The sequence below is a fragment of the Paenibacillus sp. Soil787 genome (genome assembly GCF_001429545.1).
Classification (GTDB): domain Bacteria; phylum Bacillota; class Bacilli; order Paenibacillales; family NBRC-103111; genus Paenibacillus_E.
Map to the genome: position 1 here is coordinate 250,387 of NZ_LMSP01000002.1, position 13,357 is coordinate 263,743.

The 13,357-nt window shown below is 45.4% G+C and carries 11 protein-coding genes and 2 pseudogenes; 12 read left to right on the forward strand and 1 reads right to left on the reverse strand.

The genetic code is table 11. The features are described 5' to 3' along the window. Nucleotides 1-77: 77 nt before the first annotated feature. From ASG93_RS05710 to ASG93_RS33875, 9 genes and pseudogenes are all read left to right on the forward strand, one after another. Nucleotides 78-2,108: an RICIN domain-containing protein gene (locus ASG93_RS05710; RefSeq protein WP_056829727.1), complete on the forward strand. Its 2,031-nt coding sequence runs from the start codon at nucleotides 78-80 to the stop codon at nucleotides 2,106-2,108. A gap of 249 nt (nucleotides 2,109-2,357) precedes the next feature. Next, complete coding sequence (locus tag ASG93_RS05715) at nucleotides 2,358-3,239, forward strand: carbohydrate ABC transporter permease (protein ID WP_056829728.1); 882 nt, start codon at nucleotides 2,358-2,360, stop codon at nucleotides 3,237-3,239. Then, a complete protein-coding gene (locus ASG93_RS05720) occupies nucleotides 3,236-4,057 on the forward strand; it encodes a carbohydrate ABC transporter permease (RefSeq protein ID WP_056829730.1) in 822 nt (273 codons plus the stop codon). Before ASG93_RS05715 ends, ASG93_RS05720 begins: the two co-directional genes overlap by 4 nt. A gap of 104 nt (nucleotides 4,058-4,161) precedes the next feature. Beyond that, nucleotides 4,162-5,979 (forward strand): sensor histidine kinase, encoded by a 1,818-nt coding sequence (locus ASG93_RS05725; protein ID WP_056829732.1) that lies wholly within the window; start codon nucleotides 4,162-4,164, stop codon nucleotides 5,977-5,979. 121 nt (nucleotides 5,980-6,100) lie between these two features. Further along, nucleotides 6,101-6,832, forward strand: a complete 732-nt coding sequence (locus ASG93_RS36165; protein WP_235550752.1) for a DoxX family protein — start codon at nucleotides 6,101-6,103, stop codon at nucleotides 6,830-6,832. Between the two features lie 138 nt (nucleotides 6,833-6,970). Then, nucleotides 6,971-7,060 (forward strand): annotated as a pseudogene (locus ASG93_RS36170) (transcriptional regulator); the annotation flags it as partial. Nucleotides 7,061-7,153: 93 nt separating this feature from the next. Then, on the forward strand, nucleotides 7,154-7,879 hold the full coding sequence (locus ASG93_RS05735; RefSeq protein WP_056829734.1) for a DsbA family oxidoreductase: 726 nt from the start codon (nucleotides 7,154-7,156) through the stop codon (nucleotides 7,877-7,879). A gap of 199 nt (nucleotides 7,880-8,078) precedes the next feature. Beyond that, a complete protein-coding gene (locus tag ASG93_RS05740; protein ID WP_056829736.1) occupies nucleotides 8,079-8,531 on the forward strand; it encodes a hypothetical protein in 453 nt (150 codons plus the stop codon). A 132-nt stretch (nucleotides 8,532-8,663) separates the two neighbouring features. Next, nucleotides 8,664-8,777 carry a carbohydrate-binding protein gene (locus tag ASG93_RS33875; RefSeq protein ID WP_082614716.1) on the forward strand — a complete coding sequence of 38 codons (114 nt, stop codon included), beginning with the start codon at nucleotides 8,664-8,666 and terminating at the stop codon, nucleotides 8,775-8,777. Between the two features lie 73 nt (nucleotides 8,778-8,850). Here the strand turns inward: ASG93_RS33875 and ASG93_RS05745 are convergent, their stop codons facing one another. Continuing rightward, nucleotides 8,851-9,843: a LacI family DNA-binding transcriptional regulator gene (locus ASG93_RS05745; protein ID WP_056829739.1), complete on the reverse strand. Its 993-nt coding sequence runs from the start codon at nucleotides 9,841-9,843 to the stop codon at nucleotides 8,851-8,853. A gap of 201 nt (nucleotides 9,844-10,044) precedes the next feature. Here ASG93_RS05745 and ASG93_RS05750 point away from each other — a divergent pair, with 201 nt between their 5' ends. The 3 genes and pseudogenes from ASG93_RS05750 to ASG93_RS05760 all read left to right on the forward strand — a co-directional run bounded on the left by ASG93_RS05750 (nucleotide 10,045) and on the right by ASG93_RS05760 (nucleotide 13,235). After that, complete coding sequence (locus ASG93_RS05750) at nucleotides 10,045-11,532, forward strand: alpha-L-arabinofuranosidase C-terminal domain-containing protein (RefSeq protein ID WP_056829741.1); 1,488 nt, start codon at nucleotides 10,045-10,047, stop codon at nucleotides 11,530-11,532. Nucleotides 11,533-11,863: 331 nt separating this feature from the next. Beyond that, nucleotides 11,864-11,962 (forward strand): annotated as a pseudogene (locus ASG93_RS34835) (carbohydrate ABC transporter permease); the annotation flags it as partial. Nucleotides 11,963-12,092: 130 nt separating this feature from the next. Further along, nucleotides 12,093-13,235: a glycerate kinase gene (locus ASG93_RS05760; RefSeq protein WP_056829745.1), complete on the forward strand. Its 1,143-nt coding sequence runs from the start codon at nucleotides 12,093-12,095 to the stop codon at nucleotides 13,233-13,235. Nucleotides 13,236-13,357 lie beyond the last annotated feature (122 nt).

Genomic DNA, 13,357 nt, shown 5'->3' on the forward strand with positions numbered 1-13,357 from the left:
GTGACGATTGGCTTCGACATGCATGCAGGGGAAAAAACAATAGCCCCGATCAAATCGATTTCTAAGGGAGTGTAAAAATGATGTTTTCACGATCCACAGCAAGTATGATGGTCCGAAAGTTAACGATTGCTTTTATGGCGTGCGTAGCAGTCTTCAGCGTCTTCTTTTTTGATGCCGATCATGCCCATGCAGTATTTGGACCATCCACGATGTACACACCGCCGTCTGGCAGCCCGAGTCCGGGCGCGTTATACGGTAGATCGCTTCGTCTAGAGCACTCTGGATCTGCTAACGGAACCATGCTGGCAACGTTCGAGCAGTATGTGAACGGCACACCTAGCTTTCCGATCTTTCGAAGCACGGATGCAGGCAAAACATGGACGCAGATATCCAGCGTGACCGACAAGGTGAACGGATGGGGGATGCGCTGGGAGCCCTTCTTGTATGAGCTGCCGCAAGCAATCGGCAATATGCCGGCAGGCACGATCCTCTGCGCAGGGATGTCAATCCCTTCTGATTTGTCCGTGACGAAACTCGATCTCTATAAGAGTACGGATCACGGCATAACGTGGTCGTTCGTCAGCTCGATCGCTACCGGTGGCGAAGCGATATCGACAAACGGCCACACGCCGATTTGGGAACCGTTCCTGCTTGTAGCGAACAACAAGCTGATCGCTTATTATTCCGACCAACGTGATCCTAATTATGGCCAAAAGATCGTGCATCAAACGTCGACGGATGGCGTAAACTGGGGCTCCGTCGTCAACGACGTGATCCAGCCGCCCTATGCCAACCGCCCAGGGATGCCGGTAGTCGCACGCATGGGCAATGGCAACTACATCATGACTTATGAATATGGTGGTGCTCCGGAGGCAAACTTCGCCGTTTACTATAAAATCACTTCGGATCCAGAAAATTTCGGAGCGGCAACGGGGACGGTTTTGAGGGCAACGGATGGCACAGTTCCGACCAGTTCCCCCTATGTCGTATGGCTCCCGACAGGTGGTCCGAACGGCACGTTGGCTGTTTCCGCTTATTCCGATGGCTCACTGTTCCTGAACACGCAAAACGGCGCGTCGGGAACTTGGACCAAATTCAACTCTAACGCGTCAAGTGGATACAGTCGTGGACTTCTGCCTATGTCTGACGGGCATACACTTTTCGTCATTTCAGGCGGTCCTCTTGGCGGTAACGCCAATTCGGTCACATACGGGACCGTCGATCTGGGGGGCGGCATCTCGGATGGGGCGGTTTACAAGCTGAACAACGTTAACAGCAATATGGTGCTTGACATTAACGGCGGTTCGACGAGCCAGGGAGCGGCGGCCGTGCAAGCGACGGATATCGGCGCGACAGACCAGCAGTGGCGGTTTAATTTGCAAGTGGACGGCTTTTATAAAATCATGAATATCAAGAGCGGGATGGTGCTTGGCGTCACGAACCAGTCGACGAGCAATGGTGCGGTTGCGCTGCAATGGAGTGACAACGGCACGCCGGACCATGAATGGGCCGTGCAGAATACGACCCAGGGCGGCTACTTGATCATTAATAAACTCAGCGGGCTCAATCTGGAGGTATATCAAGCGTCGACTGCCAGCGGAGCAACTGTCGACCAATGGCAGGACAATGGGGGCAGCAACCAGCGATGGAACTTTACGCAAATTTCGCCGCCCTCATTCACAACGGGGCAGTTTGTCATCACCAACAAGAATAGTGGGAAATATCTGGATGTCTATCAGGGCTCTACTGCTGACGGAGCGACAATCGATCAATGGAACGACACAGGGTACAATGGCCAGATTTGGACGCTGCAAGCGACAGACAGCGGGTATTACCGAATCGTAAACGTAAACAGCGGCAAAGTGCTGGATGTGTCCGGGGCATCGACATCGGCAGGCGCCTCCATCATCCAATGGCCGTACTATGGCGGCATCAACCAACAATGGCTGCCGGTTGATACCGGAGGCGGCAACTTCAAGCTGATCAATCGCAAAAGCGGAATGGCTTTGGGGATTGGCGGCGGTTCCACTTCCAATGGCGCAACAGCCATCCAATGGACGGATAACGGGGCGATCGACCAATCATGGCAACTGACCAGGATCGACTAGGAATATAGGCCGGTCCAGATACCTAAAGATTGTTTTCAGCGGAGACAACCTTCACGTTCTTAATGGGAACGGAAGGTTGTTTTCGATTTCTTGGGTGTGAGGATTAGCCACGGGTGAAGCGCCCGTAGTAATCACTAGATTTATCATGCTCATAACAAAATATATCATGTGCATTCTTATTCATTTTCAATAAGATGATGATACATCACAAATGAAAACTAAAGAAAATGGAGAAGAGGTAGTGGGAGTATGAATGCTGCATTACAGAAAAGGGTCATTATCTTTACCTTTTTATTTATCCCCGTAGGCTTATTGTTGTTATTTCTGCTTTATCCTACGGTGAAGTTGATTCAATACAGCCTTACGGATTGGAATGGCATTAGCAAACAAATGAATTATGTAGGAACAGACAATTATTTAAGTGCCATTAAAAATGCAGATGTTTGGCATTCACTTTACAACAACTGGTTATATTTTATTATTCACGGGTTATTTATTCCACTTGAAATCATCATTGCGGTGTTGTTGAATGCGAAACTAAGGGCGAGTTCATTTTTTCGGTCCATTATCTTGTTCCCCTATATCATTAATGGTGTTGCGGTCGCTTATATTTTCAGCTATTTATATAACCCAGTCAATGGACCCATCAATGAAATCCTAAATGGGATGGGGCTTAGCAGTTGGATTCAGAATTGGTTAAGCGACCCGCATATCGTTAATTTCTCGCTGGTTGCGATTTCATTATGGCGCTTTTCGGGATTTCATGTCATTTTGTTTCTTGCGGGCCTGCAGTCCATTCCAAATGATTTATTCGAGGCAGCTACCATTGACGGCGCAAGCAAGCTGCAACAAATTCGATATATCGTGCTTCCGGGGATTCGCAGAGTTGTGGAAATTGTGCTGTTCCTTAATATTCGCGGAGCTTTGCAGGTATTTGACATTCCGTTCCTGGTTACGCAGGGTGGACCTGGAAATGCAAGCAGCACCTTTACCATTTTTACGATCAATGCAGCTTTTAAGTTTAATAGCTACGGTTTAGCTTCTGCGATGGCCATTATGCTGATGGTTACGATTATTGTCTTTTCCTACCTGCAAAATCTGTTCATACGTGAAAGAGGGATCAAATCATGAGTATTACGGGCAAAGTGCTGTACTATCTCCTGTTTTCAATCATTATACTCGTTATTTTTGTGCCGTTAGCCATGGTGGTCATCGCTTCTTTTAAAACGTCGCCGGAACTTGCTGCTACTTCACCATTTAAACTGCCAAGTCATTTGAACTTCACGAATTTCATAACCGCTCTGAAGAAAGCGGACATGCTGCTCGGTTTCATGAATTCGCTCCTCATTACCGTAGCCAGCGTTGTAATCAATGCAATTTTGGGATCGATGACGGCTTTTATTTTGAACCGATTTGATTTCCGCTTCAAGAAAATAATTTTTGTTTTGTTCATTGTTGCTTCTGTTGTTCCTACCTATACGACGGAAATTGCCCGTTTCCAAATTATTAAATCAATCGGCCTGTATAACACATTGTATGCCCCGCTTATTATTTATGCGGGTACAGATTTAATGCAAATATTTATTTATTTGCAATTTATAGAAAAAATTTCAAATCAATTGGATGAGAGCGCATTAATTGACGGAGCATCCTATTTCCGCATATTTAAATCCATCATCTTCCCGCTGATGATTCCGGCTACAGCAACTCTCGCTATTATTAAAGTGGTAGATATTATGAATGATATGTATATTCCCTTTTTATACATGCCGTCGAAAAAACTTCATACCCTGTCAACCTCTCTCATGACTTTTGTCGGCGAGCGGGGGTCGTATTGGAATGAGCTATCAGCGGCGATTATTTTGGTTATGCTGCCTACCGTCCTTATTTATTTGCTGCTGCGTAAATTTGTGTTTGCAGGGTTGATGGACGGGGCAATTAAGGAATAGTCGAAATAGTTAAATTAGAAGGATAACAACGGGGGATTGTCGAAAATAGAAACTAGAATCGAATAGGGTCCGCGGTCAATCGAAAAGAAAAAGGGTGGCGGCACATGCGGTTAAATGTGAAACGATGGAAAGTTTCGTCAATCTTATATATCATGTTTGTTTTGATGATTGTGCTGCCAATAAGTATGGTGGCCTTTTTCTCTTTGCGAGCGTATACCCAAATTTTGCTTGAAAACAGCACCTCACAAACGATACAAACACTTAAGCAAGTCTCCTATTCTCTAAGTCAGGAAAATAGCAGGTACATTCATACGATAGCCTCTATTGCAACTGACAAAAGTGTACTAGAACTTACTGCTTCGCTTCATCATGAAAAGGATACTCAGAGCCATTTTAAGTATACCGTGCAATTGGATGAACAAATGAAGGGTTATTTTCACGATATGCCGGATTTAATATCCGCTACATTCATTTTTCGAGACGGGAGCTCTTACTATTATGAAGGCCCGCAATATTATGAGCATTTGACATCTGACGTGGAATCTCTTCGACAACTACGCGGGTACAAACAAGCATTGTCGGCTGAAGGCCACGTTCAGATGTTGGGAACGCAAGTAAAGTTCTCTGGAAATCTGGATTCCAAATACATCCTATCAGCAGCGATTGCACCGCGCAGCAACCCTTTGTTACACGATGTCGAGATGATTTATTTTTTTTATAAATCCAAAGCGCTAGAAAATTTAGCCGATTCATCGAAAAATGACAGTGGTTTCGTCGTTCTGGACAGCGACGGCGAAGTCATGCTGGCAACTGGCGGCACAAACCAAACGAAGGGGCTCGAGCCCAGAGCGATCGAAAAGGCGATGCTTGATCAATCAGGTCACTATAATACGATTGTTCAGGGAATGAAAATGTTCATAACTTTTCTCACCATGGATTCAACCGGGTGGAAGCTTGTGTACCTTATTCCTTATAATCAACTTACTTATCAGTTTAAACAAATCTATTATACGATGATGGAAATCTCCGGTGCCGGGTTTATCTTCTTTTTGATCGTTTCCGTCTTTATGGTAAGGAGACTCTCGCGATCGATCAGTATGCTGGTCAGGCAAATGAATCGGGTCAAATCGGGGGAGTTTGATGTCAAGATCACAGCAACGGGGCCTTTGGAAATTCACCTGCTTGGGAAAACGTTCGAAAGCATGGTTTTACGTATTCAAGAATTGATGAGGGAACTAAGGGAGCGAGAAAAGCAAAAGACGCATGCGGAAATCGATGCTCTACAATCTCAAATCAATCCGCATTTCTTGGTTAACACACTTAGTGCAATTAAGGTTATGGCTATGATTTCAAAAAACACAAATATTTATGAAATGACAGATTCATTGGTGAAAATTTTGTCCTCCACTTTCAATCGGAACGGTTCCTATATTCAATTGAAAGAAGAACTGATGTATCTTGAAAAGTATATACACATTATGAAGATACGATATGGTGATCGTTTTAAAGTGGAGTTTAGCTTTCAAGAAGGGATTCTGGAAACATATGTACTAAAGTTGCTGTTGCAGCCATTTTTGGAGAATGCTATTCATCATGGTGTTCAAGAGAGCGAGCCTTTCGGATATATTCATATTACAGGTAAGAAAGAAAATGAATGTTTGGTTTTATTGGTTCAGGACAACGGTAGAGGGATGGATCAGCAAACTGCTCAATCCTTACTTCGAAAGCATGCTATCAATGGTATCGGGATAGCCAATGTCAATGACCGTATCCGATTGAATTATGGGGAAGCGTATGGTGTTCAAATACAAAGTGAGGTGGGTTCCGGAACCACGGTAACGGTTCGCTTGCCATTGATCCTTACAATACCGGAGGAATTAAATAACCTGGGCACTATCTCGAGTACAAAAGGGAATCAATAAAAAGTACCATCAAAAGGCTGTCGTCGGGAAGTGCCGGACAGCCTTTTACCATGTTTATTGAAATGTACTTATCCGGACGGTTATGTGCTTATATTTTGGATTGAAAATGCTGGAGGAATTTATGATGTCACGTATTGTTAAGATATTCACCTTACTTCGCTTTAAACAAATTCGCAGTCGCGTCCTTTTTGCGATGATTGTCATTTCCGTACCTCCATTGTTTTTACTGGGGTATGTCTCATATGATACCGCTAAAGAGACATTAGTGGAAACGAATACACAAACGAATCAGGAGCATCTGGTGACTTCAAGCGAGGTCGCCGAATTAATGTTTCTGAACATAAGTAATCTGAATACAGCGATCGTTTTCGATGAGGGGATTCGAAATGATTTGCGGTTAAGCAATCAAGTAACCGATAAGGAACAAGATGATCTTCTGCAAATGCCTCAATTCAAAGCTGTATTGTATACGATTGTTAGAATTCTGTTAGGAGTTATTTTTCTTTCCCACGGGTGGATGAAGTTTCAAATGTGGCTTGGAAATGTGGCTCATTTTTTTCAGTCCATCGGACTACCGGGGACGCTTGGTTATGTAGTCGCAATCTGTGAGCTTATTGGCGGAATTGCACTGGTCATAGGTATAGGAACCCGATATGTGTCCATCATTTTCTTGATTATTATGCTTGGAGTTATTTTCAAAGTGAAGCTGGGTTCAGGATTGATGGGCAGTCCGGAATCTCCGGGTTTTGAACTGGAGTTAGGGCTTACGCTGGCTGCTCTTTATTTGGCGGCAGAAAACTATTGGCAATTCGGGTTGGACCGTTTTTTTGTGAAAAAGAACGTGGATATATAATCGGCCAGTCGGACGATCAAATGATGAAGGTTTACAGTTGAAGAAACAAGAAGTTGAAGTTATCAATATATTCATCCGCTCCTCTTGACATTTGTTACTCGATGTAACTACGATGGTTACACCGATAGGGTGTGAGTAATGAAAATAAGCAGCAGATTTCCCATAGCGGTTCACATTCTTTTGTTGATAGCTACCGCCAAGGATGCGCACTGCACGTCGGAATGGATTTTTTTAAATCGGCAAAAGTGAGTTTTTTTTGGCTGTTGTAACAATTCTCATTACAACGCTGCACTCGAAATAAGTTGAAAAGAGGTTACTAGAATGAAAGTTGAAGTTTGGTCAGATTTTGCATGCCCCTTCTGTTACATCGGCAAACAAAGGCTCGAAGCGGCGATTGATCAATTTGCGCACAGAGATGATGTGGAGGTTGTTTTCCGAAGCTTCGAGCTTGATCCGAATGCACAGAGAGATGTAAGTTATGATGTACATGACATGCTGGCTGCCAAGTACGGCATGAGCCGGGAGCAGGCGATTGCGATGAACGAGAATCTCGGCAATCAAGCAAAGGAAGTCGGGCTTGCGTTCCAATTTGACACCATGATTTTGACGAACACATTCGATGCTCATCGTTTGGCGCTGTACGCGTCCAAGCAAGGCAAAATGAACCCGATGACGCAGGAGCTGTTTCGGGCGTATTTCACCGACTCCCGGCATCTAGGCGATCATGAAACACTCACCGAAATAGCGGTTAAGGCCGGATTGGATCGGGATGAAGCACTCAAAGTGCTTACCGGCACCGATTATTCCGCCGAAGTGCGCGCGGATGAAGAAGCAAGCCGACTTGGCGCCAGAGGTGTGCCGTTCTTCGTCATCGATCGCAAGCACGCCGTATCGGGGGCGCAGTCAACCAATATGTTTCTCCATGCTTTGCAGACGGCTTGGAACGAATCACAGCCGCCGACTGTGCAGAACGACTCAGGGAGCGAATCTGCGCCAGCGGCTTGCGACGACGGCGTTTGCGCGCCTTCGGTCAAGCGTAAGAGTTAAGGTTGGATATTCAGCTCGTACACCCTCACACAGATCAACCTGTCTTTTCCAAGCGGGAGCGAAACGACACTTAACTTTGTGAAGCAATCTCACCCGAATCCGGCGGCGATTACGTAGACGATTCTTCCGGAATCGCAATGGCAAAATACAAACGGCAAGTTTTAATTTTTTGTACGCACAATGAAAGCCGTCCTTCCCGGTGCCCCGGCACCGGAAAGGACGGCTTTTCGTTAACGTTACCTGCATTTCCGGTAATAATCGCTTCCAAATTCGCTTTGCGGGATCCGAGGTCTTCGTAGAAGCTTTCAAAGAAATCAAACAAAGAGTTAAAGAAAACTTATGTCGAAATTTGACAGCTTGCGGGGGCAACGGTTCCGGTTCTGGTATTAACGCTAGCGCCAGCGCTGGGCCAACTAATGCAGCCGTAACGCAGGATTCAGGCAAGAAATCGACGATTACATTTTGGGCGGCAGCTACTACGCCTGAGAGAGATACGTTCTGGCAAAGTCTAAATGGTGTCGATTTTACTGTTTTACCAGTAGAACCATTTGAAGCCAGCGAGGGACGATGGGTAGGGGCGAAGGTGGGGGTATTCGCCTCCGGCTCAGGTGGAGGATATCTCGATATCGATTGGTTTAGGGTTACAAAATAATATCTCATTAAGATCATGATAAAAAAATACGTTTCCCAGGGGCTGAGACAGATTATTTTGTCTCAGCTTTCCTTTTACATATATATTAAAGCGCCTACATGAAGAGGGGGCGGTGATATTTCGTAACTTTGGGTGACTACATCGTGTGCAGTAAGAGGTGCCACGGGTACGCACAATGTATACCTGAAATTAACAGGATCAAGCGGGTATTTATTCAATCTCAATTGGTTCAAGTTTATTCAATAGCGAATCGAAAGGGTCATTGGAAGTTACGTTGCTTCTGCCGCCAGGACGATGACTCGCCCTGGCGGCGATATCGTTATAAAGATTCACCTGTAACGATTTGATGCTGCAAAAGCAGCACATTCAAATGTTTATTGTGGTTTCCATCGATTTCTTCAAGCAAGCGACTCACGGCTGTTATGCCTATTTCACTTACAGGGTATCGTACGGAGCATAATCTGGGAGAAATATATTTCAACGCGTCGATATCATCGAAGCCCATTAGACCGACCTGTTCAGGAACTCTGATTTTGTTTTTCTTAAAATGATTAAGCACTTCTAGTGCATAGATATCCGCAGGACAGACAATTGCTTTTTTGGGCTGGGATTCCAGATCGATTTGGCTAATGGCCTTGATGTAATCAGAATCCATGATGATAAGCGGTTCCTTTTTCCCCATCTCTGATAAACCTTCGCGGCATCCGGCCAATCTTTCTTCCAGTGTGTAAAGATTGACCTCGCCTCTGCGGGCCAATGGAGGGCAAATATAGATAATTTCTTCGTAACCTTGGCTTACGACATGTTTCACAGCGTCTTTCATCGACTCACGCTCGTTAATGCCAACATAGGTCCACCCGCCGGAAATACGATTTCCGATTGTAACGATGGGAATGTTTAAATCGAGCAATTCTTTTTCAAATTCATGTCCGGACTGTACACTGAACGTGATAATCCCGTCTACTTGCCGGGTTTTGAAATGCTCGAGTGCTTTCCGCTCATTTTGAGGATCATGATGCGTAAAAATAGGGAAAACGACATACCCTAGTTCCCTGGCTTTGACTTCAATAGCGTTCATTAGCTGCGCAAAATATGGATTGCGGACATCAAATAAAATGACACCGAGCGTCATCGATCGGCCCTTGGCAAGACCCTGGGCTAAATGATTAGGCGTATAGTTTAACTCCTTCGCGACGTTAAGAATATATTCCTTCGTTTTCTTGCTAATGCCCGGCCTATCATTTAACGCACGGTCGACGGTCCCTTCGGAAACCTTGCATATCCGGGCGATATCTTTAATGGTGACTGACATATCCGGCTCCTTTTTGTACGAATGTTCGTGTACGCGCACGATGTAACTGTTGATTATTTTATATGATGATATCCGTAATGGCAAGGAATTAGAGGTTATTCATTATTTTTTATTGACATAACAAGTTATTCGAGATATAGTGCAAGTGTATTTAGAACCGTGTGCGCACACGTAAATTATCTAATCATGGAGCGTGGATGAATGTCTAGGTTGGAAATTAATCCAAGAAGAGAACTTGGCAGGAGAGACAAGAAAATTTTCGGTCACTTTCTGGAGCATTTTCATCGTCAAATTTATGGCGGAATCTTTGATCCGGAGTCTTCGTTTTCCGATAGCAGCGGCTATCGTCAAGACGTAATGGAGGCACTTAAACGAATCGAGGTTCCGATTGTACGCTGGCCAGGTGGCTGCTTTGTTTCTGCCTACCACTGGAAAGATGCAATAGGAAAGCAGCGCACTCCTTACTTTGATAAAGCATGGAGACTAGAGGAATCGAATAAATTCGGAACGGACGAATTTATTGAATATTGCCGTTTAATTGGCGCGGAGCCTTATATTTGCACGAATGCCGGAACTGGGTCTCCGGAAGAAATGAGCGATTGGGTTGAATACTGCAACCTTCCTTCCGAAGGAAAATGGGCGAAGCTCCGTATTGATAACGGTCATTTAGAGCCCTACAAAGTGAAATACTGGAGCATCGGCAATGAAAACTACGGCGATTGGGAAATGGGGGCTAAGAATCTTAGCGAATGGGGGCGTTTCGTAAAAGAATCGGCCAAAATGATGAAGCGGGTTGACCCGAACATCGAGCTGCTGGCAGCGAGCATTTCTGATTTGGATTGGAATCTGAATTTGCTGCGGGAAGCGGGGAATTATCTGGATTGGATTTCGATTCACGACTATTGGGATCATTTGGGCCAAGTCAACGATTTATCGAATTATGAAACATGTATGGCTTATACCATGGAAATTGAGAAGCCGATTCTAAAGACAAAAAATATACTCGGCTCGCTCGGCTATCTGGGCAAAATCCGTATTGCCTATGATGAATGGAATCTTCGGGGCTGGCACCATCCGAATATTAACTCCGGAACCGAGGATTATATCAATCCGAGGGATAAAAATGACATCAATTCCAGCTACACCATGGCGGATGCTGTGTTTACAGCCTGTTTCTTAAATCAGTGTCACAAACATAGCGATGTCGTCGGTATGGCGAATTTTGCCCCGACCGTCAATACAAGAGGAGCCATATTTACGCATCAAGAAGGGATCGTATTGAGATCCAGTTACTATGTGTTTGAGCTCTATACTCGTCACCTGGGAGATATCGTCGTTGATTCTTGGCTTTCGGAAAATGCGGCTTTCGATGTGGAGAAGGCCGGCAAGACAACAAGCGTCCCGCATGTAGATGCAGTGGCTACCAAACGGACGGGAAGCGAAGATTTGAGAATTGCTTTGGTCAATCGCCATCCGGATCGGGCGGAAACCGTTTCCCTTCATCTTGGCAGTGCAGTCCAATATTCGAACGCGGTCCTTTATAGTGTGGTCGGCGATTCGAAAGACGCTTACAATGATATCGGAAGAGAGCAGGTTCGTGTCATCGAGCAGCCTTTGCGTTGGAATACGCAATCTGATGTTACGGTCGAAATTCAGCCCCATTCCGTGAATGTTTTGGTCATCAAGTAACGTTATCGCCATTCACGCCCGATCGTACTACGCTGGGTTGAGATTTCTAGATGAGTGAATCCCTATTCGCGGTTGAATGATGTTGTAAAAGTGCAACAATTGCTGCCTAAATCTCGCCTTTCTCCCTTCGTTAGAGTTTTCGAAAGTTTAGTACAAAGTGGTCCGAGCTACGAATTCTATATTCCGAAAATGAGTGCTTACCAGTGGCTTTTTGAAGTCAATGGTAAGCATTTTTATTTTGTATTTGATCACGATTATTTTGAATACGACGGGAACTCCAAATAAGGGGAGGAAAGCCGGAGCCGACTGGGAAGCTCTCTGTGGAACGATCGTCAAATCGGCCCAAATTTTTATCGGCACTCTGCCCATTCTGCTCGTTTATCCGTTTCTGCAGAAGTTCTTTATTAAAGGCATCGTAGTTGGGGTGTGAAAGAGTGAGCGGAGAAAATTGGCTTGATTCGTAGCATCTGTTGAAAACCTCTTATCACCTATAAGGGCTTTTCTTTGTTAAGATAGGAGTATTAGATTTTTGCATGCAAAAAAGAGAGGAGAGAAGCACCATGCGTATTATATTGGCACCCGATTCATATAAAGGGAGCTTATCTGCCCTTGCTGTTGCAGATGCGATGGAACGGGGGATTCTGGACGTATTTCCTGACGCTGCGGTGAGCAAAGTACCTATAGCTGATGGCGGTGAAGGCACGGTAGAAGCTCTTATAACGGCTACGAGTGGTCGAATGATCCAACAGAAAATAGTAGGACCTTTGGGTGAAGAAATTGACTCCTATTGGGGGATTCTCGGCGATGGAGAAACCGGGGTGATCGAGCTTGCGGCTGCTTCCGGATTACCATTGGTGCCGAGGGAACAAAGGAACCCGCTGTTGACAACGACTTTTGGGACCGGACAATTAATCAAGGCGGCTCTCGATTACGGACTTCGCAAGTTAATTATAGGTATTGGAGGCAGCGCAACCAATGACGGCGGAGCGGGAATAGCACAGGCCTTAGGAGTCAAATTCCTGGATTCGGATGATAACGAGCTATCCCAAGGCGGGGGGGCTCTTGCCAAGCTCGCACGAATCGATTTATCCGATTTAGATAAGCGTATCGCCGAATCGGATATTAAGGTCGCATGCGACGTCGATAACCCGCTGTGCGGGCCGTTAGGTGCTTCCGCGGTTTATGGTCCGCAAAAAGGTGCCACATCCGACATGGTAGCTCAGTTAGACCATGCCCTTAAGAATTATGCGGCAGTTGCCCAATTGGCAACACGCAGGGACGTTGCATTTATTCCGGGTGCCGGTGCAGCCGGCGGTGTAGGGGCAGGATTGTTGTTTTTCACGAATGCGAAGCTGATCCCAGGTATTCAAATTGTGCTGGAGGCTGCCGATTTCGCTGAAAAGCTTAAACAGGCGGACCTGGTTATAACCGGTGAAGGCTCCACCGACTTTCAAACCGCGCACGGTAAAGCCCCTGTAGGTGTGGCTAAGATCGCCAAGCAGTCGGGCATTCCGACGATCTGCTTGTCCGGCGGTTTAGGTGAAGGCGCTGAGGATGTACTACAACATGGGATCGACGGTCTGATGAGTATTGTGCCCCGGCCCATGGAATTAGAGCAATGTATAGTATCGGCTGAAGAGCTTATTCGTACTGCCACGGCTAGAATATGCAGATTGATAAGCATTGGAATCAAGATGAAATAATATCATGGCTATAGGACAACGATGTAGAGTAGAAAAAGAAGTCATGTGTAACCTCTAGGTAACCAAGTTAACAAGAAGTGCGTACTTTACGGTTTCTAATCTGTATACTAAGATTTATTTGA

Bases quoted from the DNA above. Each gene is read 5' to 3' on its own strand.
- ASG93_RS05720 (WP_056829730.1), top strand. From the start codon at position 3,236: ATGAGTATTACGGGCAAAGTGCTGTACTATCTCCTGTTTTCAATCATT.
- ASG93_RS36165 (WP_235550752.1), top strand. From the start codon at position 6,101: ATGATGTCACGTATTGTTAAGATATTCACCTTACTTCGCTTTAAACAA.
- ASG93_RS05735 (WP_056829734.1), top strand. From the start codon at position 7,154: ATGAAAGTTGAAGTTTGGTCAGATTTTGCATGCCCCTTCTGTTACATC.
- ASG93_RS05750 (WP_056829741.1), top strand. From the start codon at position 10,045: ATGTCTAGGTTGGAAATTAATCCAAGAAGAGAACTTGGCAGGAGAGAC.
- ASG93_RS05725 (WP_056829732.1), top strand. From the start codon at position 4,162: ATGCGGTTAAATGTGAAACGATGGAAAGTTTCGTCAATCTTATATATC.
- ASG93_RS05745 (WP_056829739.1), bottom strand. From the start codon at position 9,843: ATGTCAGTCACCATTAAAGATATCGCCCGGATATGCAAGGTTTCCGAA.
- ASG93_RS05760 (WP_056829745.1), top strand. From the start codon at position 12,093: ATGCGTATTATATTGGCACCCGATTCATATAAAGGGAGCTTATCTGCC.
- ASG93_RS05710 (WP_056829727.1), top strand. From the start codon at position 78: ATGATGTTTTCACGATCCACAGCAAGTATGATGGTCCGAAAGTTAACG.
- ASG93_RS05715 (WP_056829728.1), top strand. From the start codon at position 2,358: ATGAATGCTGCATTACAGAAAAGGGTCATTATCTTTACCTTTTTATTT.